This is a genomic window from Colwellia sp. C1TZA3 (assembly GCF_007954265.1).
Lineage (GTDB): Bacteria > Pseudomonadota > Gammaproteobacteria > Enterobacterales > Alteromonadaceae > Cognaticolwellia.
In genome coordinates, this window is the sequence record NZ_VOLS01000004.1 from 83478 (window position 1) to 109325 (window position 25848).

Here is a 25848-nt window from a genome sequence, read left to right on the forward strand (position 1 = left end):
TTTGACGGGCTAAAGCCCGACCTACAAATAGATTACCGTATTGGCTGATATTGTCGGTTGGCCTTTAGGCCGTCGGTTTGTTTGTCTTTGACGGGCTAAAGCCCGACCTACAAAATATATTACCGTATTGGCTGTTATTGTCGGTTGGCTTTTAGGCCATCGGTTTGTTTTTCTGTGACGGGCTAAAGCCCGACCTACATTTTACTTATGCGGGTTGTTCCCACATGTATTCGTTAAATTGTTCGAGTACTTGGTTGAGTTTGCCATCAAATACGCTTTCTAATTTTTTTACGCCGCCACGGCGTTTGTAGTTGCCGGTTTTAAAGGTGTCTTCGTCTATGGCAACTTGTTCTTTTAAGCTGCTGGCAAGACGTTCTAACCAGTTAATTTGCTCTGGGTTCCAGTCTGTTTGTTGTGATATTTTTTTTAGCGCGTTATCTACTCGTTGGTTAAATGGCAGTAAGGCATCACCTAAAGCGGCGCGGCGAATATGGCCAATTAAACGGGCGGCAATGTCTTGATTAGTCGTTTTTTGCCATGCGACACGTAGGGTTGATTCGTCAAACGATTGCGCGTCAAACCATTCTTGCAATTCTAACAGCGCTTTACGGGTTAAATCTTTAGGTTTAGTAATAACGGTATGCAATGCTGCTTGTTTATTTTCGCTTTGCTCAACTAATGTGTCAAATGCTTCAAGAAAGTCTTCAGGGCTGTCGTATTCGCCAAAACCTTGTTTCATATCGATGAGTTCATCATCAATGTCGGTGAATATCGGTTCACTTCTTAATTCATTTATTTGTTTTTTCAGTTGCTCTAAGTTTTCAACCAATTTGGGCATTTTAGTAAAAATTTCAGCACATTGCTGTGGGCCTTTAGTTTTTAGCGTTTGGGCTAAGTTAGCAAAGTCACACCCTGCACTGTGGCTTAGCGATTCATCAAAACGTTTAATCGTTTGCTCAATTTCTACTGACTTTTCTCGGCTAAACAAACCATGGCTAACAATACGTTGAACTTTGGCAACAAGTTGCTCATGACTATGTTCGGCAAAGTTTCTGCCATCAGCTTCAATAGTTTTATAGGTTTGCGAGTCGGTGATTTCATTCACTAAGGTTTTTAATTCTACTTTAGGTCTTACTACCACAGGTTTCATGGTATCTACTGATTCGAGTGTGCTGTATAAGTCGACGGCGTCATAAATTTTAAAGCTGATTTTACCGACTTCAGGGCATAAACGTGTGGCACGACCTTTCATTTGTTCGTACAAAATACGGCTTTTAACTTTACGCAGAAAAACGATATTACAAATACTGGGAATATCGATACCGGTAGAGAGTAAATCAACCGTTACCACGATATTAGGCAAGCGCTCTTTGTTGTAACGGGTGATCAAGCTTTGAATTTTTTTCGGATCTTTATCACTGGTGCCGGTTATTTTAATAATGGCGTCGTGTTCTAGTTTTGGGTATTTATCTTCAAAGGCATCGCGTAGCGCCAATACCACCATGTCGGCATGGACATTATTAACGCAAAAGATTAAGGTTTTTTGAAGCCCTGTTGGGTTTAGCTCACCCGCTAGTGCTTCAGCCACAACCTTTGTAAAACTCGGTACGATTATATCTCGGTTAAAGTTGGCAACTTCAAAGTCTTGTTCATCTTTAAGAGTGTCTTCAATCAATTCACCTTGATTGGTTAATCGAGTGACTTTGGTGCCTTGGTCTAGATAAATACCTTCTTGAACCAATTTAGTCATGATTTTTATTGGTGGCTCTTGGTCGGTTAAGTAACCGTCGATCACCGCTTTACGATAACTATAACGGTATACAGGTGTGCCAAAAATGTCAGTAGTATGAAGTGCTGGTGTTGCGGTAAGTCCTATTTTAACTGCGTCGAAATGATCAAGTATTCTTCGATACGCAGAAACGTAATCTATCTGGTTGCGAAACTCCATTTCACCGTCGGTTTGCTCTTTATCGAGAATATACCCGCGATGTGCTTCATCGACAATAATACAGTCGTAACGTTCTACCGGCATAAACTCATCGCTTTGCAACGTGCGTTTAACTAAAGACTGCACGGTTGCAACATGAATTTTTGTCGCGTCAGATGGAAACTTGTCGGTTAAACCTTTGATGTTAAATATAGTATTAAAAGGAACATCGTTAATGCGAGTATCGTCAAAAGCGTTAAGGGCTTGCTGACCTAAGGATCTACGGTCAACTAAAAATAATACGCGATTAAAACGACGAGATTGCACCAAGCGATACATTAAGGCAATAGCGGTTCTAGTTTTACCTGTACCGGTAGCCATGGCTAACAGTATGTTTTGCTGCCCTGTTTTAATGGCTTGTTCTGTTGCGGTTACGGCTTCTTCTTGAAAGTAGCGTAGCCCTAAATCGGTGGGTTTGTTATTTTCTAACCATTGGTGCGCAACATCACTATTGCTGCCAAGTTTCCCTTGAAGTTCTTTAGGTGTATGCCATGCGGGTAATGCTTTAGGCGCATTATTAATTTTACGTACATCACGATACCAAATACCACTTTTTGTCAGTAGTTGACGGCGATAATCTCGACCATTTGCTGAAAAAACAAAAGGAATTTTATAGGTCCGGGTATTTGGCTTAGCTGATTCAGGCCAAGTAACTTGATAACATTGCACTTGTTCCGCGACTTTTGCTTGCATCACTTTTTGTGATTGAGCATCATTCGCCGCTTGCTTTGTTAGTTCAAGGCATAGTTCGTCGTTTAGGTGGTTATAGTCAAAATAAATACTATAACGATGCGCTTCGCTTAACTTGTCACAAACATCAATATTAATTTTTTTCGCTTCAACAACGCCCATAGGCTGCAAACCAACAAATAATACGTAATCAGCAAAACCTGTTTTACCCGTTTCATCTTTGGCTGTTGGCCATTCGGCAATGGCTAAATTTTTACCCGTTTGTGGACGAGTACCATTAGCATAAGTCAATGCTTGGGTATCTGCTGCCCAACCGGCATCACGCAGTTGTTGGTCGATAATAAACCGGGTTTCTTTTTCTGATAAGTTTAAACGACGAGCCGCTGCACGTTGGGTAATTTCCTGTTTGTAGGCTTTGCGCTCTACTTCGGTTTTCTTGGCTAGCTCAACTTCTTTTTCTTGTAACTGCGCTTCTAACGCTTCCACACGCGCTTGGGTTTGCGCTTGGGTTTCTACTTCTTTGCCTTCAAGTATGGCGATGTAACCATTAAGCGCCGTTAACTTGTTTTTATTCGCTGCAAGCTCAACACCTGTTTGGCTATTAGTATTTAAGGCTTGTTGTAACGCTTGTTTAAGTTCGGTGACCTGATGCTGGTATTCGTTATCTTGCTGACCATCGGGCAGTACAAACATAGGTGCTGCAAAGTCTAGATCTTTATTAACTAAGCGGTAATACCAGATACTTAAACGAAAGGCTAAACGCAATGCCATTTCGGCATCGTCAAGGTCGTTATGGTAATCGTGAACCGCTTGATTACCCACTTTACGCAGCATATGAAAAACGTTGATAATAGAGTCATCAACCCAAGATATTTTGGCCAGTTCTCTGACTAATTCAATTTGCGTTGGCGGGAGTTCAATATCGAGTAATTTAGCAATATGTTTAGCTGATGCTTCACCAAACATACGTAACTTAACTAAGGTGGTGTTGGGATCGTCAGGAAAGTTCTTTTCCGCCGCTAATGCGATACGGTAAAGAATGTCGTTAACACCTTTTAAGAATTCAAAATTAGATTTTGTCACTGACGAAGTACTCCATTCACTTCCTTTATTTATTCAACTATTTATTTTATCGCAAGTTTAATACCACATATTTTATTTTTGGCATTAAACAATTTCAATATCTAAATCTTTGATCCATTTTGTTAACACTTGGTGACTATTTAAACTTAGCATATCAGCAGCTTTACTTTTGTTATTGCCTGTTGCTTTTAATGCGGCTTCAATGTATTTTTTTCTTTGTATATCAATAATATCACTGATATTAACTTTTTGTCCAAGTGTTAAACTTATTTCATTAACTTTTTGTTTATTTGTACGAATAATTAATCCATCTTGAATATCTTTTTCTGTTATTTTTTCTTTATCAGTCCACAAGAAAGCACGGTTTAAAGTATTCCATAATTCTCTAATATTCCCTGGCCATGCTTGAGTGGAAATAAATTTTATTGCACTTTCGGAAATATTCTTACTTTTATAGTCGGGGAGCTTACTCGCAGCTAAGTTGATTTCATCTATTAATTCCTTAACCAAGAGTACAATATCTTCAGCTCTATCTCTTAAAGCGGGTATTTGAACAATGCCTACCGCTAATCGATAAAATAAGTCTTCTCTGAATTCATTATTTTCAACTAATTGTATTAAATCTCGGTGAGTCGCTGCAATAATACGCACATCAACATTAATGGTTTGCTCACTACCTACTTTAGTAATTTCACCTTGTTGTAATGCTCGTAAAAGCTTCACTTGTGTTTCTGGCGTTAGCTCACCGACTTCATCTAAAAATAACGTTCCGCCATCTGCTTGTTCAAATAGACCATTATGTTCCTTTTCAGCTCCGGTAAACGCGCCTTTAACATGACCAAATAAAATTGAATCAACCAGGGTTTCGGGTAACGCGCCACAGTTAACTGTTTTTAATGGTTTACCTGCTCTTAAGCTTGCGGCATGAATGGCATTGGCTAGAACTTCTTTACCTGTTCCTGTTTCACCTAGAATAAGCGTAGGTAATTCAGAGATTGAAAGTCGTTTAGCTTTATTTATGGTTGATTTCATTGCTGGTGAATGAGCAACAATATTATTAAAGGCTTTATGAACTAGGGGTTTAGCAACGGCTTTTGAAGCAATGTTTTTTGCTGCTGATTGTATATAAGCTTTACCAAAATCAACGGGGATATCTACATCTAAAACGTTGTCATCTTTTGATGATTGTATGAATATTGTATTGCTCTTACCTTTGCCGACTAAGATAGAAGCGGCGGTCATTGCAGGAGAGCCTGACGTTAAATTGATATACAGGTGTTCTGATTCTTCAGATAACTTTGAAAGCCACTTTTCAGTATGTTTAATGATTGTTGGGTAATCAATGGCCGATGTAACATCAGCTCTGTAGACTTTAATGTTATCTGAAGGGCGTTGAATGGTGCTTAAGCGCTTCCTAAGCCAGGTTTCGTACTTATCCCAACTTTCTTCCCATGTATTAGCAAAGATGACAATACGATCAAAAGGAGTTTTGTTGAAAATGGCTAAACTTGCGACAGCTGCATTTTGATCCTGCTTCATGTTTTCTACATCTCTGTAGCCTAACCAAGTATATAAAGTATTCACAGATATGAGTTTCTTGTTATTTTAAATTGGTAATTAATATTACATAAAATAAAATAAATTACCATTGATATGAAGGTTCTTGACTAGTAGATCGTATATAGCGTTACTACGGCTACAGAAAGAACATAGAGATAATATATATGAATGTTAATACATTTGAATTAATGTCGAGACAAGAATTAGTGCAAGCCTATAAAGAAATCATACAAATACAGCCCCCCCGTAAAAGCACAAAAAGAGTTTTTACTAGGAAATATATCCTGGCATATTCAAGCACAATCAATCGTAAAAAATGCTAGCGAATTACGACAAAAAATAGTTCGCAGTGTCTCTAAGCATAAAGCATCATCAAAATTTACCTATAAACCAGGTACCCGCCTTATTAGAGAGTGGCATGGTACAAGCCATGAAGTAACAATTGAAGCGACTCATTTTGTTTGGCAAAAACGTAAATATAAAAACCTTTCTGAAATAGCTAGAGAGGTTACTGGTACACGCTGGTCTGGTCCTCGTTTTTTCGGTTTAACAAATTAAGGAAATAATATGTTTGAATCTAATAATAAGATAACTCGCTGTGTTATTTATACCCGTAAATCAACAGAGGAAGGTCTAGATCAAGCATTCAACTCACTTGATGCACAACGAGAAGCTTGTGAAGCCTATATTAAAAGCCAGGCCCATGAAGGCTGGGTATTATACCAGTTCCATTAAGTTTGTGATCTTGTTGTGCGCAGGAAAAATAACTCAAGGTAAGGCGCTTGATTGAGCAATAGCTGGCTATTGGGATTGAGAGCAACACAGCCTTGAGCTATTTTAACTAGTACAAGTGAGCAATAACTTAATGGGATTGGTATTAATAGAAAAAGAATATAATGATGGGGGTTTTTCTGGCGGTAACACAAATAGGCCTTCATCAGTTCAATTAATGTCTGACATTGAATCAGGTGAAATAGGTTTGATCGTTGTATATAAAGTTGATCGGTTAAGTCGCTCTCTTGCTGACTTTTCAAATATGGTTAAAACATTCGATAAAAATAACGTTTCGTTTGTCTCTATTACTCAGCAATTCAATACATCTACCTCAATGGATCGGTTAACACTCAATGTATTATTATCTTTCGCTCAATTTGAGCGGGAAGTTACAGGGGAACGTATAAGAGATAAAGTAGCTGCTTCTAAGAAAAAAGGTATGTGGATGGGCGGTGGCGTTTCTCTTGGCTATGATAAGTTGCAAAATCGGATTATATCATTGCAGACAGAGGCTATGATAGTGAAGCACTTAGAGATAAAATACGCGATAAAGGTGCTATTCCAGTTATCCCGAGAAAGAAAAATTCCAAAGTAGGTAATGATGATATCGATTGGTGTTTATACAAATACCGACATTTAGTTGAAAATGTTTTTGCTCGCCTCAAGCATTACCGGGGTATAGCGGCAAGATACGATAAATTAAAAAGAAACTATGAAAGCACACTCGCATTGGCATGTTGCATAATATGGCTGCCAATGTAAGTGGTTAAAATATGAATTTGAAAGATCAACAGACCCTACTACCAAAATAATGCAGATGAGTTCTTTAATGGAACCATCAACGTTGATATGAGCAACATCTATCAGCACTTTACTAAAGACTTACCCGTTAATGCTTTAATACTTGATGCTGGTTGTGGCTCAGGTCGTGACAGTAAAGCTTTTCTTGATATGGGTTATCAAGTTAAAGCCTTTGATGCTAGTTCTGAGATGGTAAAAAGAGCCAGTAAGTACACTGATTTAGACGTTAAACACGCTGTCTTTGATGATGTTACCGCCACTGATAAATATGATGCTATTTGGTGCTGCGCTTCTCTGTTACACGTACCGGAAGATGATTTACCTAGTACTTTAGCAAAGTTAGTTGCTGCACTTAAGCCTAATGGCATATGGTACTTGTCGTTTAAGTATGGTGATACTCAACGAGCAAAAGGTGGGCGTTTATTTACTGATGTTAACGAAAAAAGATTGGCTGATTTGGTAAATGCTTTACCCCCTATTGAGGTAAAGTATAGTTGGGTCACTGAAGATAACCGCCCTGATAGAAATGAAAGATGGCTTAATGCTCTTTTAATAAAAATTTAGCGATAACTTAAATAGTTACCGCTAATATTCAATAGATTAAAAGTTGTAGATAGCACCCACACTTAACACACCGACATCACTGCCATCAATATCATACAATTCATACTCCCCACGGACAGAAAAGCTTTGAAAGTTATAAGACAGACCTAGTCCTACAAAAACATCAGTGCCGTCATTCGTTTCGCTTTCGTTTATTTCAAAGTCGATACCAGAGGCAGATGTTCTAACAGACGTATCAGCTTCCCACGCATTAGCTCCGGCCTTTGCATAGATTGTAAATTCTTCTGACAGCGGGTAACCAGCAATAATACTTGCAGTAAATCCTGTTAACTCTGAAGTCATACCCACAGCTACATTAACACTAGATTGTGAATAATTATCTGTTACAGCTACTTGCCCAAAGTCAACATAAGAAACCTCTAAAGAAAAGTATTGATTAAAACTGTATCCTGCCAACATCTTAAGTGACACATCAGTATCATCATAATCTCCATTTGAGGATAAATCCAAATCCTCTGTATCAATATCAAAACTTGATTGCCCTAGAGATGCACCAACATAAAATCCATCAGACGAAGTGCCAGAGCTCTCATTTGCATATGTAACGTTAGAAAAAATTAAAGAGGAGGTTAGTATTACTGAGGTTATTAAATTGTTTTTCATGTTATGTCCTTTATAAAAATCAAGAGCATCTTGCTCTATTTAAGAAGTTTTTTTCGATTCTAATTATATAGAATATTCAAGTATGTAAACATAAGACATAAGATATAATATATGTAAGACAATCGCTATTTTGTATATGAAATAAATAATCTACCAAATTACATCCCTTGAGCAATAACAAGATTTGCATCAGCCAATTCTGGTTTAACCATTAATGTAATGGTTAAACCTAGTCGATTAATTGTATCAGCTGAGATACATTCAAGCTCACCTGAAAACACTCTGTTAACTACTTTTGGATCATTGTGCTTATACAAATTAAATTTGATACTGATTCAGTTGATTTAATTATGAGTAAAAATAGTGGGAAAAAATTATAATAATTGGAGACAGATTCAGTATTGGTGCTGTGCACCAATATAAGGTGGGCTACCCCCCTACCCCTTTATAATGGAATTTAATTACATTAACTTAAAGGATATAAATCATGACTGATCTAATCATTTATGGCGTACTTGGCTTTATTTTTTCGTAAGCCTATCAGCACAGTGGCTGACGTAACTGACAACGTAGTCAAAGCTACTGGTGACTGGACTACAACACAACTTAAAGACAAGTAACTAACTAAACCTTCTGGGGTTTAGTTCTTTTTTTATACTAATACTACGTATTACCTACCTACCTACTCTATGGCTAGTTACACTAGCTATCTTCTTAATGGTGAATATTTAATATACCTCAGAGCTTTCTGTATGATAGCTGCAAAAAAGAGCAAGTATTAAAGAATTTAAAGAGCTTGTCACTTCTTTAAATTTATTTACAGCAAAGACAAATGACGGTCTTATTGACGTCTCAGAAAAATATAGGCATAAAAAGCCCTTGTAAAACATAGGCTTACTTATAAAATGTGGCGGTGAGATAGGGATTTGAATTCTACTCGCAAGATTGGCGCTATAAACCCTATCTTATGTAATGTGCTAAATTTTAGGCGAAAAAAAACCGCTTATCTTTCGATTAGCGGTTTTCTATAGTTTGGCGGTGAGATAGAGATTTGAACCCTACTCGCAGGATTGGCGCTATAAACCCTGCCTTATGTCATCCACTAAATTTTAGGCGAAAAAAACTGCTTATCTTTCGATTAGCGGTTTCTCGTTTTTTGGCGGTGAGATAGGGATTTGAACCCTACTCGAAGCATCGGCGCTATAAACCCTGCTTTGCTGTAACACGCTAAATTTTAGGCGAAAAAAAACCGCTTATCTTTCAATTAGCGGTTTTTATAGTTTGGCGGTGAGATAGAGATTTGAACCCTACTCGCAGGATTGGCGCTATAAACCCTATCTTATGTCATCCACTAAATTTTAGGCAAAAAAAACCGCTAATCTTTCGATTAGCGGTTTTTTATAGTTTGGCGGTGAGATAGAGATTTGAACCCTACTCGAAGCATCGGCGCTATAAACCCTGCTTTGCTGTAACACGCTAAATTTTAGGCGAAAAAAAACCGCTTATCTTTCAATTAGCGGTTTTTTATAGTTTGGCGGTGAAACAGGGATTTGAACCCTACTCGAAGCATCGGCGCTATAAACCCTTTGTTGTGGCACACTAAATTTTAGGCGAAAAAAAACCGCTTATCTTTCGATTAGCGGTTTTTTATAGTTTGGCGGTGAGATAGGGATTTGAACCCTAGAAGGGCTATAAACCCTTGCTGGTTTTCAAGACCAGTGCTTTCGACCACTCAGCCATCTCACCAATGTCCGAAAGCATTACTGCTTGAGAACGAGACGCATAGTAAAGGCTCGAAATTCTCTTGTAAAGGATTTATTATATAAAACAGTTTGTTTGCTAAAAAAAACAACAATTTGTCATTTATTTAAGCAGATTAAGTTAATTTTAATGTTTAAGGAGAGCTTATGGGTGAAGAAAACCTTTGTCGATGTCCTTGGTTAGATACCACAAAACCTGATTATGTTGCTTATCATGATGATGAATGGGGTGTACCTGTTGTTGATGATCGAAAATTATTTGAATATTTAATGCTTGAATCAGCACAGGCAGGTTTAAGTTGGTATACAATTTTAAAACGCCGTGAGGGTTACCGTGCCGCATTCGCTAACTTTGACGTTAACCTTGTTGCGCTATTCACCGATGATAAAGTTGAAGAACTCGTACTTAACTGCGCTATTATTCGCCACAGAGGTAAAATTAATGCTGTAATTAATAATGCTAAAATATTTATAAAAATTCAAAAAGAATTTGGCAGCTTTAGCCATTATATGTGGGGTTTTGTTGGCCATAAAACTATTGTCAATAATTGGACTACACTAGACGACTATCCTGCCACCACTAAAGAATCTGATGCTTGGAGCAAAGACTTAAAAAAACGGGGCTTTAAGTTTGTTGGTTCAACTATTTGTTATGCGCATATGCAGGCTTGTGGCATGGTTAACGATCATGGTGGTGACTGTTACAAACGCTCACAAATTATTGCAAAATTTCAGCAAGGTTAAAGATAGTATTTAAAAATACACCGTGCCATAATATGTCAATGTGGTTTATAATTAATTATCACTGTAGTGATAAAGTAAAGGTTAAATATTTGATTTACCCTTGAACTATTTAACAATAGCCCATATCTAAAAAATAGAATTGGCATACTTAGAGGAAATATTATGCAATCAAATATTAGTGTAAATGCTAATAAAAGCTCAGCAGTTGAAATTAACAAGGTATTGAAAAACACCTATATGTTACTTTCGATGACTTTGGCGTTTAGTGCCGTCACTGCTGCTGTTTCTATGGCGATGGGCTTGTCTCACATGGCTGGCCTAGTAATGATCTTAGTTTCATTTGGTTTATTATTTGTTGTTAATAAAAACGCGGATAAAGCGAGTGGTATTTTTTGGATTTTTGTTTTCACCGGTTTAATGGGTGCATCTTTAGGCCCAATGCTTAACTATTATGCGGCAATGCCCAACGGCGCTTCATTAATTATGCAAGCATTAGGTGGCACGGCATTAATTTTCTTTGCACTTTCTGGCTACGCGTTAACCAGCAAAAAAGACTTCTCCTTTATGGGTGGTTTTTTAATGGTGGGTTTAATCGTTGCGGTCATTGCAATGGTAGCAAATATATTTTTCCAAATTCCTGCGCTGTCGTTAGCTATTAGTGCTGCAATTATTATGATCATGTCTGGTTTGATCTTATATGATACAAGCCGTATTATTCACGGTGGTGAAACAAACTATATTCGTGCAACTGTTTCGCTATACTTGAATATTTATAATATTTTCGTACACCTATTAAGCCTTTTAGGGGTTTTAGGTAACGATGACTAATTCGCAGTCAAAAATTATTAACTGTGATTAATCATTGTTTATACTCTACGTATAAATTATAAAGCCTCAATATTGAGGCTTTTTTATTAGCGGTGTTTAAATAACGTTAATTAAGGCGATAAGCAAAATATGCAAAATACATTGGCTGTAGTGGTGACTACCCCGCCCAACAGTAACTTAACAACAACGGCAATTAATATTGTAAGAGCGGCGCTTGATAGTAGTGTTAGCATTATTGGTGTCTTCTTTTATCAAGACGGTGTGTTAAATGCTGCTAAACAGCTATTAATACCCAGTGATGAATTTCAAACCTTAACACAATGGCAACAGCTTAATAGCGAATACAATGTGCCGTTATATTTATGTATTACTGCCGCCGAAAAAAGAGGCTTAAGTGACGAACTCAATAACCATGAAAGCTCAAATATAGACTCAGCATTTACCGTTTCAGGTTTAGGTGAGTTAGTTGAGTTAACAAGTAAAGCTGAACGTGTGGTGCAATTATAATGTCAGAAAATAAACAGCCTGATAAAACTATCGCCATTATAAATACCCATGCGCCTTTTTCAAATGCCGCCGGTAAAGAGGCACTAGACGCCGCGTTAATATTTGGCTCTTACGAGCAAGCAACCTCACTGTTCTTTCTAGGTGATGGGGTATTTCAACTGATCGGGGATCAAAATGCCTCAGCGATTGAGATTAAAGATTACCTAAAAACATTTTCTGCACTTGAATTTTACGATATTGAAAATATTTATGTTTGCCAACAGTCGTTAACTGAGCGCAGCTTAACCGCACATTTTCATATCAATAATGTACAAGTATTATCAAAGCAAGCGTTTAGTCAACGCTTACACCAGCACAACGTGATTTATAGGTTTTAACATGGCGATGCTACACATTATTCGAAATTCAGGCTTTACTAGCAGTGCATTAACACAATGCCTTGATATGATTTTGCCACAAGACAGTATAGTATTAATCGATGACGGTTGTTATAACTTGAATCATACCTTGTTGCTTAAAACGCTAACAGAGCAGCGAGACATAACAGTTTACTTTATTAGCTTACATGCCGATGCCCGCGCACAACGCACTACTAATAGCTTATTTATTGCAACCACCTTAACAGAAGTAGTCGCGCTACTTTTTAAACACAACAATTCAATTACTTGGTCATGACAATAACATATAACAACAAAAGCTTAGCCACCGATAAATTAGGCTATTTGCTCGACTTTAAGCAATGGAACGAAGACGTTGCCGTGTTACTGGCAGAAAGTGATGACATTGAGCTGCTAGAAGCCCATTGGGAAGTTATTCGCTTTGTTAGGCAGTTTTACCTAACTTACAATACCTCACCTGCTATTCGCGCCTTAACTAAAGCAATGAAAGCAGAGTTTGGCGAAGAGAAGGCCAGCAGTCGTTACCTATATCGCTTGTTTAAAGAAGGCCCTGCTAAACAAGCCACTAAGTATGCCGGTTTACCCAAACCGGCTAGGTGTATTTAACTGCTCTTATTTGATCAACGAACTTAAAAAGCTGACATAGTATATTAAAGCAAGCTGACTAATCATCGGTTGGTTTTTAATGGTTAAAATAAATAACTACGGCGTTACAAAATTTAATAACTCGTTGTGCTAATTATTAAATAATACCAATCCCATTAAGTTATTGCTCACTTGTACTAGTTAAAATAGCTCAAGGCTGTGTTGCTCTCAATCCCAATAGCCAGCTATTGCTCAATCGAGCGCCTTACCTTGAGTCATTTTTCCTGCGCACAACAAGATCACAAACTTAATGGAACTGGTATAACGCAGTAGTAGGTTGTTTTAACCAGTAAAAATGATCAGATAATGAGTGAAATTGGTATTAATCTTTATTGGCAAAAAAAAGCGCTTACCTACAAGGTAAACGCTTATTCAAATAGACTAAATCGGTACTGTGCTAACTATGCCTAACTATGCCTAGTTATGTTAATGGCAGTGTTGGTACATCAATACCTGACATTGCTAACATCACACGCACTACCTGACAACTATAACCAAACTCATTGTCGTACCATACGTAGAGTACAGCGCGATCACCATCAACAATTGTTGCTTGTGAATCAACAACACCCGCGTAACGTGAGCCGACTAAATCAGTAGAGACAATTTCAGTAGAAGCGGTGTAATCAACTTGATTTTGCAATTTAGAATTTAAAGAGATGTTACGTAAATAATCATTTAATTCGGCTTTGCTGGTTTCTTTTTTCATGTTCAAGTTCATAATAGCCATTGAAACGTTTGGCGTAGGAACGCGAATGGCATTACCGGTTAACAAACCTTTTAATTCAGGCAGTGCTTTTGCTACTGCTTTAGCTGCACCCGTGGTACTGATCACCATATTCAATGGCGCACTTCGGCCACGACGTGGCGCAGGATGGTAGTTGTCAATTAGGTTTTGATCATTGGTATATGAATGCACTGTCTCAACATGACCGTTGCGGATACCAAACTCATCATTGAGTGCTTTAAGTACCGGTGTGATCGCGTTAGTTGTACAACTTGCTGCAGAAATAATGGTGTCTTCTGCTAAAATCATATCTTCGTTTACGCCGTATACGATGTTTTTAATATCGCCTTTAGCAGGCGCTGTTAGTAAAACTTTAGCAACACCTTTTGACTGTAAATGCTGACCTAAACCCTCTTCATCACTCCAAATACCCGTGTTATCAACCACTAAAGCATTGTTGATACCGTAAGAGGTGTAATCAATTTCTGCTGGCGATTTAGAGTAAATAATTTGAATAAAAGCACCGTTCGCTTTAATAACGTTATTTTCTTTATCAATGGTGATGCTACCGTTAAAGGCGCCATGCACTGAATCACGACGCAATAAACTCGCACGTTTCTCTAAGTCATCTTCTTTACCAGGGCGAATAACAATGGCGCGTAACTTAAGCTTAGCATTAGGTCCGGCACGTTCAATTAATAAACGCGCTAACAAACGACCAATACGGCCAAAACCGTAAAGTACAACGTCTTTAGATTCTTGTAAGTCGGTATCTTTAGTAATGGTAGCTAATTCTTTTTCTAAAAATTGTTCAATTGATAAACCATTCGCTTCACCTTTAAACAAATAACGGTAAGCTAATTTACCTACGTCGATCCGCGCAGGTGCTAATGACATACTAGCTAAAGCTTGAATAAAGGGGAAACTTTCACGTAAACGCAATTTATTTTCTTCGTGTAAGGCCACTGATTTATGTGCTTTAATAATGTCGATAGCAGAGGCGTTAACTAGTGGGCGACCATAAATAGAAATTTCGATACCGTCATTTCTAAATAATTGTCCGATGATTGGCTGCATATTTTCAGCGAATGTTTGACGTTCCTGCCAACTAGTTAGATATTGTTCCTCAAGAAGAGAAGTCATTGCGTAAACCTTTTTATGTCAGTCAATTGAGTGATGGGTTATTATTTATGTAAAGAGGTAATTAGCAATAACTAATTACTGAATGCGGCGCATATTGTAATCCAACATGAATTATTTCGCCACCAGTTACAAATATTTTTCTGGGATAAATAGAGAAAAAGATGAAATTTGATAAATTAGCGATGCTTTTACCTTTTTGTACATTAATGGCCTGTGAAAACAGACCCAATTTTTCTGATTTATGTGAACAACATACAAAAATTTGTCAAGAATTTCAAGAAGACACTTGGTGCAAACAAGAACGTGTCGCGGTTGGCTTTGCTAACTTGGCAGACAAAAGCGATGCTAACGATAGCAACAAATACCAGCAGTTAATTGCCTATGAAGGCTATGAAAAATGTATGGTCCATGCAGCTAAAATTGAGCACATTAAGCTAAAAACTAAGCAGACCATGCGCATCGATAATGTAGTGAAAGCGCAGGCTAAAATTAAAGCTATAGCACTTGCAACGCAAAATTCTGAACACCCTGACCTGTTATTTTTTCATTGGTCACGCTATTTAAATCAGCACTCACTAAATAAATTCATTGCCTTAGAAGGTAATGAATTATTGGAAACGCCTAACCGACAAATTAACTTAGCGAGCTACTACATAAAACATGATACCAATAAAACCTTAAGCTTGCTCTATCATGCACTAGAACTTTACCCGAGCGATGGCACTATAGATACCGAGATATTTCAATCTCTTGCCAGCATTTTTTCTCATAAAAAGGAGCATAAACAAGCTTATGTCTGGTCAAAAATATTACATTTATATAGCCCAAAAGATAGCCATATCAGCCATGAGATTTTAGTCAGTTACTTTAAAAGCAATAACTTAAATACTCAGTTTTTAGACCGAGTAGCGAAAAAAACCTTAAACAATATTATTGCGGGTCAGTTTAAAGCGCCTCGAACTTAATTTTCGGACGACTAATGACCCAGTTTTTTAAATACAGCGCTCGCCAAGTTAACCATTAATATTAGTTATTACCCAAGTAGAACAAAACTCTACTTGGGTTGAAATACCGCTATAGTTAATTGATTTCCTGCATATTACGCGATTCACTTGACCAGTTAACATGATATTTTTTTCCGGTAGCTTTATCGATACGTTCAAAGGTATGAGCGCCAAAGAAGTCACGCTGTGCTTGTAATAAGTTGGCCGGTAACACGGCACAACGTATAGAGTCGTAATATGATAAAGCAGATGAAATTGCCCCTGTAGGGATCCCCATCAAGGCAGAGTTAGACACCGACTTGCGCCAGTTCAATTGATGTTGACTTAATTGCTCAGCGAAAAAATCATCTAAAAGTAAATTGTCTAAATCAGGATTTCGCTCAAATGCTTGCGTGATTGACTGTAAGAATGCTGCACGGATAATGCAGCCTGCACGCCAAATTTTGGCAATACTAGCGAAGTTAAGCTGCCAATTATGCTCTTGCTCAGCCAATTTCATTAACTGAAAACCTTGTGCATAAGCACATATTTTTGCACTATATATAGCATCATGTAACTGTTCAATAAATGCCTGTTTTTCTTCACCATCGAGTATCACAACTGCTGGGCCTGACAATATACCTGAAGCTTTAACGCGTAAATCTTTAAAAGAAGAAATAGAACGAGCAAAAACAGCTTGAGCAATAGTTGGCGCAGGTGTGCCCAATTCTAAACTACTGACCGCAGTCCAAAGCCCGGTACCTTTTTGCCCTGCTTTGTCCAAGATCAAGTCAACTAACGGTGTTTTTTCTTCGCCAACTCGATGACGTAAAACTTCAACCGAAATTTCCATTAAATAACTCTCTAGTGGACCTCCATTCCACATTTCAAAAATATCAGCAATTTCATCACTGCTTAATGCTAAACCGTCACGCAGCATTTGATATGCTTCACATATAATTTGCATATCGGCATACTCAATACCGTTATGCACCATTTTCACGTAATGCCCAGCACCTGCTGGACCAATATAGGCAGCACAGGGTTCACCTTCGGTCACAACTTCACCGGGTTTAGTACGTTCAATTGGCTTACCTGTTTTTGCATCAACTTTTGCAGCAATGGCTTGCCAAATAGGTTTAATTCTTGCCCATGCGTAGGGTGAACCACTTGGCATTAATGCCGGACCAAAGCGCGCACCCACTTCACCACCTGAAACGGCTGAAGAGAACAGAATAAAGTTATTTTTATATTTTTTCTCACGTGCGACGGTATCAACCCATAAGCTATTACCGGTATCAATAACAATATCATCCGGTTGAATACCGGCACCAATCAAGTTTTCACATACTTGATCTACTGGTGCGCCTGCGGGTACTGATAGTACGATAAGATGCGGTGGTTTTAAGCGAGAAAGTAATTCAGTATAAGACGAACAACCAATAACACGTGCTGTTGATAAACCACTTTCAGCCTTGTCTTGAGTAATGGCATCTTCGACTTTACTAATATCAAGGTCAAAGGCGGCGATACTAAAACCATTATCGGCCAAGTTCAGCACTAAATTCTTACCCATAACACCTAAGCCAATAAAACCGATATCGCATGCACTGTTGTTCTGTATCATAAAAAGTCCAAAAAAATTATAGATGAGGACATTATGCCATCATCAACATAGAAAAATAATAACCTTATGAAAAAGCCAATAAATAAATATTTTAGCAAGGCTAGGTTTAATAGCCGACATTTTAGTAACAATACGCAATAAAACAAGGTTTAAATCAATATTTATTGCTTATTGTCGAGTTATAACTTGTAATTTTTATGAAATGGTGTAATTTTACTACATTAATTTTTAAAGTTTGATTTTAGGGTTTTATTATGACAATTAGAGTAGGGATTAACGGCTTTGGTCGTATCGGTCGATTCGTGTTTAGAGAAGCATTTGCCAGAGCCGACGTTGAAGTAGTCGCTATTAACGATTTAATTGACGTTGATTACATCGCTTATATGCTTAAGTATGACTCTACTCATGGTAGATTTAACGGCACTATTGATGTTGTTGATGGCCACTTAGTTGTCAATGGCAAAAATGTTCGTGTGACCGCAGAACGCGACCCACTAAACCTAAAATGGAATGAGGCTGAAGTTGACGTTGTTGTTGAGTCAACCGGCTTATTTTTAACCGATGAATCAGCGCGTAAGCACATCGCAGCGGGCGCTAAAAAAGTAGTACTTTCTGCGCCATCAAAAGACGATACACCAATGTTTGTTATGGGTGTTAACCATATTGAATATTCCGGACAAGACATTGTGTCCAATGCATCTTGTACCACAAACTGTTTAGCCCCTATCGCAAAAGTGTTAAATGATAATTGGGGTATCAAAGACGGTTTAATGACGACAGTACATGCCACCACAGCAACACAAAAAACAGTTGATAGCCCGTCAGCTAAAGATTGGCGCGGTGGTCGTGGTGCTGGGCAAAACATTATTCCATCATCAACAGGTGCTGCAAAAGCTGTTGGTAAAGTTATACCAGCATTAAATGGTAAACTAACAGGTATGGCATTTCGCATACCAACGCCTAATGTTTCCGTGGTTGATTTAACTGTAAATTTAGAAAAACCAGCCAGTTACCAAGAGATTTGTACAGCGATGAAAGCAGCATCAGCAGGTGAGCTAAAAGGTATTTTAGGCTACACCGAAGATGCAGTAGTGTCGAACGACTTTATTGGCGAAAGATGTACCTCGGTATTTGATGCTACCGCAGGTATAGCGTTAACAGATACTTTTGTGAAAGTAGTTTCTTGGTATGATAATGAAATTGGTTATTCGAACAAAATTTTAGACTTAGCAACCTATATTTCAAGCCAATAAGTCTTTATATCTTGGCTTATAAGCGTAAATAAATTTAAAAGCCAGATTCGTTCTGGCTTTTTTGTCTGCTATTTTGGTACTAAAAATCATAAAAATACATTTGCCAACCTATTATCCTTCAGCGGCTTATTTACTAATACCAATTTGATTAATTAGGTGGTCTACTACCTAGGTTATATTGTTGAATGGCGTAATTATTGTCTTTAAAGATGTAATAAAACAACACAGAAAGTCTGTTTGTTACATGCTAACAATGATCAGTTAACTACGTCAGTGCCGCCATGATTGTTATTATTTTTATATTTCAAGCAAAAAAACCAGACATAGGTCTGGTTTTACTTGTTCTAAGCACTTAGTTTAACTAACTAATGGCTATTATTTTACATGCGCTAGTGCTTGCTTTGCTAAACGAGTAATTTCTTGCCAATTACCTTGTTTAATAATTTCATCTGACACTAACCAAGAGCCACCACAGCATGAAACATTAGGTAACGCCAAATAGTCTCGAACATTGTTTAAGTTAATGCCGCCAGTTGGACAAAATTTAATATCAGGAAATGGTCCGCCAATTGACTGCAACGCTTTTACACCACCTGATGCTTCCGCAGGGAAGAACTTAAGATGATCATAACCACAATCAATACCATCCATTAATTCAGAAATAGAAGAAATACCTGGAATTAAAGCAATATTGCCTTCTTTACCTGCTTGTAATAAATTTTTAGTTAGTCCCGGGCTAATAGCAAACTTTGCGCCAGCATCAAAAGACTTTTGTAATAAATCTCGATTAGTGACTGTGCCCGCACCGACAATGGCCTCGGGTAAATGTTTAGCTATAATACTGATCACTTCTAATGCTGCCGGTGTACGCAAGGTGACTTCTAGCACTTTTACGTCGGCTGCTAATAATGCTTCTGCAATAGGCAATGCATCTTTAACATCTTTTATCACTAAAACGGGCACTATCGGGCCCATAGCAAATAGCTCTTTTGGCTGTATTTGCCAATTATTTGATAATGTCATAATTGCTTTTATTACCTTGTAGTATTATTTTTTTGGATGGCTTCATTAGCTTTTTCTGACATAAATTGGCTAAGGTATGCCGATGCGCCAAGTAAACCTGGCTGTTCTTCAGTAACAACAAATGTCGGTATAGGCTGATTAAAACTGGATAAACGTCCTTTTTGTTCAAATCGTTGTCTAAATTCACTGTTAGCAAAAAACTCGATAAAACGAGGAACAACACCACCCGCAATATAAACGCCACCATAACTACCCAGTGTTAACGCCAGGTTACCAGCGAAACTGCCTAAAACTCGACAAAATTGCGCTAATGTTTCCACTGCCAGTGAACAACTGCCTGACAAGGCTTTTTCCGTTATTTCTTTTGCTGATAGTTTTGTTGTTGCGCCATTTTTTTCATAACTCAAGGCTTGATATATTTGTTCAATTCCTAATCCTGACAATAATTGCTCATAGGAAACACGAGCATATTTTTTTGAAAGAAATTGAAAAATCGCCACTTCTTGTTGATCAACTGGCGCAAAGTCTACATGGCCACCCTCACCACTTAAACTATGCCAACCAGAATCAACGGCGATCAAATTAGCTACGCCTAAACCCGTACCCGCACCACAAATAGAGATAGGCTTGTTTGCAATAACCTCACCAACGCCTATTTGTACTTTTTGCGCTGCGCCTAAATGCGGAATAGCATGCGCTATCGCAGTAAAGTCATTAATCAGCACTAATTCGTTAAACTGCAAATCTGCTTTTAGCTGCGTTTGCGAAAACTGCCAAGGTAGATTAGTCATCACAATAAGATCTTTATCTACTGGGCAAGCAATAGCTAAACAAGCATTAACTTTCTTACCCATTAATTGCTGCTGTGTAATAAAGTCGGTTAATACTTCGGCCAAACTCGTGTAATCAGCACAAGCATAAATGGTGATGTTAGCAATATTCCCTTTTGCGTTGACTAACGCCACACGCATATTAGTGCCACCAATATCAGCAATAATATTTATCTCACTTTTAGGCATGGTTATAGCTCACCTTGAGAGTTGTCATCAAATAATGAACAGGCACCGGTTTCAGCAGAGCTTAGATTACGACGCATAAAACCAAATAATTCACGACCCATACCTTGATGATGACCATTAACCTCAAAAATAGCGTTTTCACGTTTTGCTAGTTCAACATCATCAACTAACAAAGTTAACTCACCACTTTCGCCATCAAGTAAGATCATATCACCGGTTTTAATTTTTGAAATTAAGCCGCCATCTAACGCCTCTGGGCATAAATGAATAGCTGCTGGCACTTTACCTGAAGCACCAGACATTCTTCCATCGGTAACTAAAGCAACTTTAAAACCTTTATCTTGTAAAACCCCTAACGGTGGCGTTAATTTATGCAGTTCAGGCATGCCACGAGCTTTTGGCCCTTGAAAGCGAACCACAGCGATAAAGTCTTTTTCTAACTCGCCGGCATCAAAGGCAATATCAAGTTCATGTTGATCTTCAAAAACAACCGCAGGGGCTTTAATGACAAAGCTACCTTCGCGCAGTGATGAAGTTTTCAACACTGAAACACCTAAGTTACCTTTCATGACTTTTAAACCACCATGGCTGCTAAAAGGTTTTGTAACAGTGGCAATTATTTCGTCATCGCCTGAGCTAGTTGCGCCATCGATCCAGACTAATTTGCCATCTTCTATTACTGGGCGTTGCGTATAGCGAGTTAAGCCACGACCACAGATAGTTTCAACGTCTTCATGCACCAAACCAGCATCAATAAGCTCTTTGAATAACAATGCCATGCCACCCGCTTCTTGAAATTGATTAATGTCAGCATGACCATTGGGGTAAATACGGGTTAATAGCGGCACAGCGTCTGATAAGTCATTAAAATCTTGGAAATTAATAGTAATACCCGCTGCTTTAGCGAAGGCGATGATGTGCATGGTTAAGTTTGTTGAACCACCCGTTGCTAACAAGGCAACAATGGCATTAACAATTGAACGTTCATCAACCATTTTGCCTATTGGCATATAATTGCCAGATTGCTGAGTCAAACGGGTAACTTGGCGTGCTGCAGCTTTGGTCAATTCTTCACGTAACTGGGTATTTGGCGCAATAAAAGAGGCACCTGGTAAATGTAAACCCATCACTTCAACTACTAATTGGTTCGAGTTTGCCGTACCAAAAAACGTACAGGTACCAGCGGTGTGATAAGACGCAGATTCTGCTTCTAATAATTCCTCTTTACCCACTTCACCTTGGGCATATTGCTGACGAACACGTGCTTTGTCTTTGTTTGGTAAGCCCGACGGCATGGGACCCGCAGGGACAAAAACTGTAGGTAAATGACCAAAGGTCATACTAGCAATCATTAACCCAGGTACTATTTTATCGCAAATACCTAACATCAGAGCGCCATCAAACATGTTATGTGACAAGGCAACAGCAGTCGACATAGCAATAACGTCGCGGCTCATCAAGCTTAAATCCATACCTGGCTGACCTTGTGTAACACCGTCACACATCGCAGGTACACCACCGGCAAATTGTGCTACACCACCGGTTTCTTTAACCGCCGCTTTAATAATGGCTGGGTATGTTTGGTAAGGTTGATGCGCTGAAAGCATATCGTTATAAGCCGATATAATGGCAACGTCTGAATGATTAACACCACGTAATGTCGATTTATCATCACTACCGCAAGCAGCAAAACCATGGGCTAAGTTGCCACAAGATAAGTTAGCACGATGCACAGTAGTTGATTTTTCACCCGCTATCTTTTCAAGGTAGGCCGCACGACTTGCTTTACTTCGATCAATGATGCGTTGTGTGATGCGTAAGATGTTCTTGTTCATAACTGTTTTATTCATAATTACTTGGCCCAATAAACTTGTGTATTAATGTCTGGCGCTTGTAAAAAAGCCCTAATTGGCATTTCTTTACATGCTTGTCCGGCAATAGCTTTAGCCAATACTTGTTTTTTACTGGTACCGCTAATGTGTAAAAAAGTATTTTTGCTTTGTGCTAAGGCAGCAAAACTAAAACTAATTCGCTGATGTGGCGCCGTTTTTGGCGTTACTTTCAATAATGCTTGGCTATCCTTTGCCAGGCACTGCGCTATTTCATCACTACAAGGAAATAACGAGGCAGTATGACCATCTTCACCCATACCTAAAATAAGGATATCTAATGGTAATAACTGCTGGTTTGCTGCTAGGTTTAAATCAGCTAAGGTTTCATCACTTAGGGTTTCACCTTGTTTTAGATGAAAAAACTTTGCTTTTACCGCTTCATTTTGCATAAGGTATTCATGCACTAACTTGGTATTACTATCGCTTGAGTCAATATCAACCCAGCGCTCATCAGCTAAGGTAATAGTGATAGCTTGCCAGGCTAGTTTTTTCTTTGATAAAGCTTGAAAAAAACCTTTAGGTGTTGAACCACCCGACACCGCGATGCTTGCTTTGCCTTTACTTTCCAGCGCAGCTGTCAATAACGCGGCAACTTTATCTGCCAGTGATTCATCTAATAGTTGGCGTTGTTCGAATTCATTAATTTGATACATTATTCTACCCACTGGCGATCATCGCGTGCGATTAAAGAAATTGATGAAACGGGTCCCCATGAACCTGCTGCATAAGGTTTAGGTGCTTCATTGGTTGCTTGCCATGCTTCGATTATACTATCAGCCCATTGCCACGCTGCTTCAACTTCATCACGACGAACAAATAAAGATTGATCGCCTTTAATAACTTCAAGCAGCAAACGTTCATAGGCGTCAACCACACGCTGGTTATCGTAAGCTTGAGAGAAACTTAAATCGAGTTTGTTTTCGTGAATTTGCATTTGCGATGCGATACCTGGAATTTTATTCATCATATCAAGTTCGACACCTTCGTCAGGTTGCAAACGAATGGTCAATTTATTTGATGGTAAATCGGCATAACTCTCACTGAAAATGTTATGAGCTTGTTGTTTGAAATGTACAACAATTTCACTGTGTTTTTGCGGCATACGTTTACCTGTTCGCAAGTAAAAAGGTACGCCAGCCCAACGCCAGTTGTCTATCTCAGCTTTTATGGCGACAAAAGTTTCTGTTTTACTATTCGCTTTTGCACCTTCTTCGTTCAAATACCCTGGAACAGCTACGCCATTTAAATAACCATCAGCATATTGGCCACGCACGGTTTTATCTTTAACATTTTGTCGAGTGATAGGTTTAAGCGCTTTGATCACTTTTAGTTTTTCATCACGAACACAATCAGCACTTAATTCTGCCGGTGGCTCCATGGCAACTAACGACAGTACTTGCAACAAATGGTTTTGCACCATATCTCGCATTTGCCCTGCTTCATCATAAAAGCCCCAACGTCCTTCAATACCAACACTTTCTGCAACGGTAATTTGGACATGGTCAATACAGTTTCTATCCCAGTTATTGGTAAATAGGGTATTGGCAAAACGTAGCACTAATAAGTTTAAGACCGTTTCTTTACCTAAATAGTGGTCAATACGGTAAATTTGGTTTTCATTGAAGTAACGAGAAACCTGATCATTAATCACTTTAGACGACTCTAGGCAATGACCAATAGGTTTCTCCATCACTACCCTATCTGCATCGTGGATTAACTTAGCTGCTTTTAAGCCTTGGCTAATATCACCATAAATAGCGGGTGGAGTAGAATAATAATAAACCTTCGCACTCGATACTGCTGATAAACTTTCAGCCAAATTTTTGTAAGACTTAAGATCTTTAAAATCGAGCTGTTGATAAACAAGCCTAGCTAAAAACTTGGTCAGTGCTGCAGCATCTAAAGCTTCAGATATAAACTCGTTTAAGCTTTCATCTATTTGTTTAGTAAATTGTTCAAGTGTTAGTTCATTTCGAGCAACAGCAATAATGCGAGTGTTATCACTCAACAAGCCAGCAAGTTCTAATTGATACAAAGAAGGTAAAAGTTTGCGACGAGATAAATCTCCCAACGCACCAAAAATAACAATTTCGCTTGCTAAAGGGCAATCTATGTTTTTCATAGCGTGTATTCTCAATTATTTATTTTACTGTAACTAAACTACATATGAGGCTAATTTATCTGCTATAGCGTCATCAGTAAAGCTCTTTTGGTAATTTTATTACATTTACTGTGTTTCATTTAAAAATAACCATTTCAAGGCTACTTTAGTCAGGGCGGGATTATGCTTTGCTTTATTTTTAACCAAATAAAATTTCCGCTCTAAATTTAGCATCCCAACATGCCCGCTGCATTTTACCTGCAACACTATCTGTTAGTGGGTGTGCTTTGATTAAGTTGAGTAGTTTACGCCTGATAGTCGCTAAATTTATCGCTCCGTCATCAGCATAAATTTGGCTCTCATCTTCCCTAAAGGTGACATCTAATACCCAATGCTGGCTATTTTCTATAGCCCAATGACCTCTTATGTATCCCGCTACCTCTTTTACGTTTTCTTTGACTGACGTTATATAATAAGATGTCTCTTGCTCTGTTTTCATTTTCAGTTGTCGTGTACGTTTTACTTGCACTACAGCGAAGCTATCCTTGAACTTTTCTGTTTCATCAAACCATTTAGTGATGGGTAATAAGCGGTATTCTCGCTCATTAATCCGACCGTGCTCACCATCTAATTCCTGAAAAACATTATCTTTTAATACTTTAGGAAAATCACGCTCGGCGATATGAAAATACGCTTCAATTTCTTTTAGTAATTTACCCTGATTCTTTTTTACTTGCAGCACGTAGTCGCCTTTGCCTTCGCGTATCAACTGCGTAGTTGCTGTTTGGCAATGCATAGCATCGGCGGTAATCACGGCATTTGTTATATTCATACTTGCTAGCATTGATTGCATGACAGGAATTTCATTTGTTTTCGTTGATGTTTCTTTTTGGTAAATAATAAGGCCGTTTTTTACCACCATTGCTGTCATTAATTGCAAAGCATCTATCTCACCATGCTTGGAGCCACAAACGACCTTACCATCAAAGCTGATATGTTCTTTGCCATCACTTTCTCGAACAGCATTTGAAAAATTGATGAAACATGAGACAAGACTATCTGCCTTGATACCTCTT

Annotated in this window: 23 protein-coding genes, 1 tRNA gene and 1 pseudogene; 13 read left to right on the plus strand and 12 right to left on the minus strand. The window is 38.3% G+C overall.

What is annotated here, in order from left to right; translation table 11 throughout:
- Positions 1 to 205 precede the first annotated feature (205 nt).
- Entirely contained in the window at positions 206 to 3760 is a 3555-nt protein-coding gene (hsdR, locus tag ESZ39_RS02305) for a type I restriction-modification system endonuclease (RefSeq protein WP_146878183.1), read from the minus strand.
- An 84-nt stretch (positions 3761 to 3844) separates the two neighbouring features.
- Entirely contained in the window at positions 3845 to 5344 is a 1500-nt protein-coding gene (locus tag ESZ39_RS02310; protein ID WP_146878184.1) for a sigma-54 interaction domain-containing protein, read from the minus strand.
- Between the two features lie 192 nt (positions 5345 to 5536).
- On the opposite strand from ESZ39_RS02310, the gene ESZ39_RS18345 reads away from it, so the two are divergent.
- The 5 genes and pseudogenes from ESZ39_RS18345 to ESZ39_RS02335 all read left to right on the plus strand — a co-directional run bounded on the left by ESZ39_RS18345 (position 5537) and on the right by ESZ39_RS02335 (position 7459).
- On the plus strand, positions 5537 to 5878 hold the full coding sequence (locus ESZ39_RS18345) for a DUF2924 domain-containing protein (protein ID WP_146878204.1): 342 nt from the start codon (positions 5537 to 5539) through the stop codon (positions 5876 to 5878).
- A gap of 9 nt (positions 5879 to 5887) precedes the next feature.
- A complete protein-coding gene (locus ESZ39_RS02320) occupies positions 5888 to 6055 on the plus strand; it encodes a recombinase family protein (protein WP_223270202.1) in 168 nt (55 codons plus the stop codon).
- Between the two features lie 130 nt (positions 6056 to 6185).
- A complete protein-coding gene (locus ESZ39_RS02325) occupies positions 6186 to 6689 on the plus strand; it encodes a recombinase family protein (RefSeq protein WP_146878185.1) in 504 nt (167 codons plus the stop codon).
- Positions 6581 to 6856: pseudogene (locus ESZ39_RS02330) on the plus strand (transposase); the annotation flags it as partial. The gene ESZ39_RS02325 and the pseudogene ESZ39_RS02330, both read left to right, overlap by 109 nt.
- Positions 6857 to 6943: 87 nt before the next feature.
- Positions 6944 to 7459: a class I SAM-dependent methyltransferase gene (locus ESZ39_RS02335; protein ID WP_223270203.1), complete on the plus strand. Its 516-nt coding sequence runs from the start codon at positions 6944 to 6946 to the stop codon at positions 7457 to 7459.
- Positions 7460 to 7495: 36 nt separating this feature from the next.
- Here ESZ39_RS02335 and ESZ39_RS02340 read toward each other — a convergent pair whose 3' ends face one another.
- The gene (locus ESZ39_RS02340) at positions 7496 to 8122 is read right to left on the minus strand and encodes an outer membrane beta-barrel protein (RefSeq protein WP_146878187.1); all 627 of its coding nucleotides are present in this window, start codon (positions 8120 to 8122) and stop codon (positions 7496 to 7498) included.
- A gap of 1655 nt (positions 8123 to 9777) precedes the next feature.
- Positions 9778 to 9868: transfer RNA gene (locus ESZ39_RS02345), tRNA-Ser, on the minus strand.
- 161 nt (positions 9869 to 10029) lie between these two features.
- Between ESZ39_RS02345 and ESZ39_RS02350 the strand changes: the two genes are divergently transcribed.
- The 6 genes from ESZ39_RS02350 to ESZ39_RS02375 all read left to right on the plus strand — a co-directional run bounded on the left by ESZ39_RS02350 (position 10030) and on the right by ESZ39_RS02375 (position 12965).
- On the plus strand, positions 10030 to 10626 hold the full coding sequence (locus tag ESZ39_RS02350) for a DNA-3-methyladenine glycosylase I (protein WP_146878188.1): 597 nt from the start codon (positions 10030 to 10032) through the stop codon (positions 10624 to 10626).
- A gap of 162 nt (positions 10627 to 10788) precedes the next feature.
- Entirely contained in the window at positions 10789 to 11454 is a 666-nt protein-coding gene (locus ESZ39_RS02355) for a Bax inhibitor-1/YccA family protein (RefSeq protein WP_146878189.1), read from the plus strand.
- Between the two features lie 129 nt (positions 11455 to 11583).
- Positions 11584 to 11961: a sulfurtransferase complex subunit TusD gene (gene tusD, locus ESZ39_RS02360; protein WP_146878190.1), complete on the plus strand. Its 378-nt coding sequence runs from the start codon at positions 11584 to 11586 to the stop codon at positions 11959 to 11961.
- Positions 11961 to 12338 (plus strand): sulfurtransferase complex subunit TusC, encoded by a 378-nt coding sequence (gene tusC, locus ESZ39_RS02365; protein ID WP_146878191.1) that lies wholly within the window; start codon positions 11961 to 11963, stop codon positions 12336 to 12338. The genes tusD and tusC overlap by 1 nt, the downstream gene beginning before the upstream one ends.
- A gap of 1 nt (position 12339) precedes the next feature.
- Positions 12340 to 12636, plus strand: a complete 297-nt coding sequence (tusB, locus tag ESZ39_RS02370; protein ID WP_146878192.1) for a sulfurtransferase complex subunit TusB — start codon at positions 12340 to 12342, stop codon at positions 12634 to 12636.
- Positions 12633 to 12965 (plus strand): TusE/DsrC/DsvC family sulfur relay protein, encoded by a 333-nt coding sequence (locus ESZ39_RS02375; protein ID WP_191321685.1) that lies wholly within the window; start codon positions 12633 to 12635, stop codon positions 12963 to 12965. The genes tusB and ESZ39_RS02375 overlap by 4 nt, the downstream gene beginning before the upstream one ends.
- Positions 12966 to 13425: 460 nt before the next feature.
- Here the strand turns inward: ESZ39_RS02375 and ESZ39_RS02380 are convergent, their stop codons facing one another.
- A complete protein-coding gene (locus ESZ39_RS02380) occupies positions 13426 to 14874 on the minus strand; it encodes a glyceraldehyde-3-phosphate dehydrogenase (RefSeq protein WP_146878194.1) in 1449 nt (482 codons plus the stop codon).
- Between the two features lie 161 nt (positions 14875 to 15035).
- Here ESZ39_RS02380 and ESZ39_RS02385 point away from each other — a divergent pair, with 161 nt between their 5' ends.
- Complete coding sequence (locus ESZ39_RS02385; RefSeq protein WP_146878195.1) at positions 15036 to 15839, plus strand: DUF2989 domain-containing protein; 804 nt, start codon at positions 15036 to 15038, stop codon at positions 15837 to 15839.
- 115 nt (positions 15840 to 15954) lie between these two features.
- Here the strand turns inward: ESZ39_RS02385 and gndA are convergent, their stop codons facing one another.
- Entirely contained in the window at positions 15955 to 17484 is a 1530-nt protein-coding gene (gene gndA, locus ESZ39_RS02390; protein WP_146878196.1) for an NADP-dependent phosphogluconate dehydrogenase, read from the minus strand.
- A 254-nt stretch (positions 17485 to 17738) separates the two neighbouring features.
- Here gndA and gap point away from each other — a divergent pair, with 254 nt between their 5' ends.
- Positions 17739 to 18737, plus strand: coding sequence for a type I glyceraldehyde-3-phosphate dehydrogenase (gap, locus tag ESZ39_RS02395; protein ID WP_146878197.1), 999 nt, complete (start codon positions 17739 to 17741; stop codon positions 18735 to 18737).
- Between the two features lie 375 nt (positions 18738 to 19112).
- On the opposite strand, the gene ESZ39_RS02400 is transcribed toward gap, so the two are convergent.
- From ESZ39_RS02400 to ESZ39_RS02425, 6 genes are all read right to left on the minus strand, one after another.
- Positions 19113 to 19760 (minus strand): bifunctional 4-hydroxy-2-oxoglutarate aldolase/2-dehydro-3-deoxy-phosphogluconate aldolase, encoded by a 648-nt coding sequence (locus ESZ39_RS02400; RefSeq protein ID WP_146878198.1) that lies wholly within the window; start codon positions 19758 to 19760, stop codon positions 19113 to 19115.
- 11 nt (positions 19761 to 19771) lie between these two features.
- On the minus strand, positions 19772 to 20779 hold the full coding sequence (locus ESZ39_RS02405; protein ID WP_146878199.1) for a glucokinase: 1008 nt from the start codon (positions 20777 to 20779) through the stop codon (positions 19772 to 19774).
- Between the two features lie 2 nt (positions 20780 to 20781).
- The gene (gene edd, locus ESZ39_RS02410) at positions 20782 to 22614 is read right to left on the minus strand and encodes a phosphogluconate dehydratase (RefSeq protein WP_146878205.1); all 1833 of its coding nucleotides are present in this window, start codon (positions 22612 to 22614) and stop codon (positions 20782 to 20784) included.
- 17 nt (positions 22615 to 22631) lie between these two features.
- Entirely contained in the window at positions 22632 to 23324 is a 693-nt protein-coding gene (gene pgl / locus ESZ39_RS02415; protein ID WP_146878200.1) for a 6-phosphogluconolactonase, read from the minus strand.
- Positions 23324 to 24793 carry a glucose-6-phosphate dehydrogenase gene (zwf, locus tag ESZ39_RS02420; RefSeq protein ID WP_146878201.1) on the minus strand — a complete coding sequence of 490 codons (1470 nt, stop codon included), beginning with the start codon at positions 24791 to 24793 and terminating at the stop codon, positions 23324 to 23326. The genes pgl and zwf overlap by 1 nt, the downstream gene beginning before the upstream one ends.
- A 178-nt stretch (positions 24794 to 24971) precedes the next feature.
- A partial coding sequence (locus ESZ39_RS02425; protein WP_146878202.1) for an ISAs1 family transposase occupies positions 24972 to 25848 on the minus strand: 877 nt, incomplete at its 5' end.

Coding starts and splice junctions, on each gene's coding strand:
- ESZ39_RS02320 (WP_223270202.1), top strand. CDS start 5,888: ATGTTTGAATCTAATAATAAGATAACTCGCTGTGTTATTTATACCCGT.
- ESZ39_RS02325 (WP_146878185.1), top strand. CDS start 6,186: ATGGGATTGGTATTAATAGAAAAAGAATATAATGATGGGGGTTTTTCT.
- ESZ39_RS02335 (WP_223270203.1), top strand. CDS start 6,944: ATGAGCAACATCTATCAGCACTTTACTAAAGACTTACCCGTTAATGCT.
- ESZ39_RS02340 (WP_146878187.1), bottom strand. CDS start 8,122: ATGAAAAACAATTTAATAACCTCAGTAATACTAACCTCCTCTTTAATT.
- ESZ39_RS02350 (WP_146878188.1), top strand. CDS start 10,030: ATGGGTGAAGAAAACCTTTGTCGATGTCCTTGGTTAGATACCACAAAA.
- ESZ39_RS02355 (WP_146878189.1), top strand. CDS start 10,789: ATGCAATCAAATATTAGTGTAAATGCTAATAAAAGCTCAGCAGTTGAA.
- tusD (WP_146878190.1), top strand. CDS start 11,584: ATGCAAAATACATTGGCTGTAGTGGTGACTACCCCGCCCAACAGTAAC.
- tusC (WP_146878191.1), top strand. CDS start 11,961: ATGTCAGAAAATAAACAGCCTGATAAAACTATCGCCATTATAAATACC.
- tusB (WP_146878192.1), top strand. CDS start 12,340: ATGGCGATGCTACACATTATTCGAAATTCAGGCTTTACTAGCAGTGCA.
- ESZ39_RS02375 (WP_191321685.1), top strand. CDS start 12,633: ATGACAATAACATATAACAACAAAAGCTTAGCCACCGATAAATTAGGC.
- ESZ39_RS02380 (WP_146878194.1), bottom strand. CDS start 14,874: ATGACTTCTCTTCTTGAGGAACAATATCTAACTAGTTGGCAGGAACGT.
- ESZ39_RS02385 (WP_146878195.1), top strand. CDS start 15,036: ATGAAATTTGATAAATTAGCGATGCTTTTACCTTTTTGTACATTAATG.
- gndA (WP_146878196.1), bottom strand. CDS start 17,484: ATGATACAGAACAACAGTGCATGCGATATCGGTTTTATTGGCTTAGGT.
- gap (WP_146878197.1), top strand. CDS start 17,739: ATGACAATTAGAGTAGGGATTAACGGCTTTGGTCGTATCGGTCGATTC.
- ESZ39_RS02400 (WP_146878198.1), bottom strand. CDS start 19,760: ATGACATTATCAAATAATTGGCAAATACAGCCAAAAGAGCTATTTGCT.
- ESZ39_RS02405 (WP_146878199.1), bottom strand. CDS start 20,779: ATGCCTAAAAGTGAGATAAATATTATTGCTGATATTGGTGGCACTAAT.
- edd (WP_146878205.1), bottom strand. CDS start 22,614: ATGAACAAGAACATCTTACGCATCACACAACGCATCATTGATCGAAGT.
- pgl (WP_146878200.1), bottom strand. CDS start 23,324: ATGTATCAAATTAATGAATTCGAACAACGCCAACTATTAGATGAATCA.
- zwf (WP_146878201.1), bottom strand. CDS start 24,793: ATGAAAAACATAGATTGCCCTTTAGCAAGCGAAATTGTTATTTTTGGT.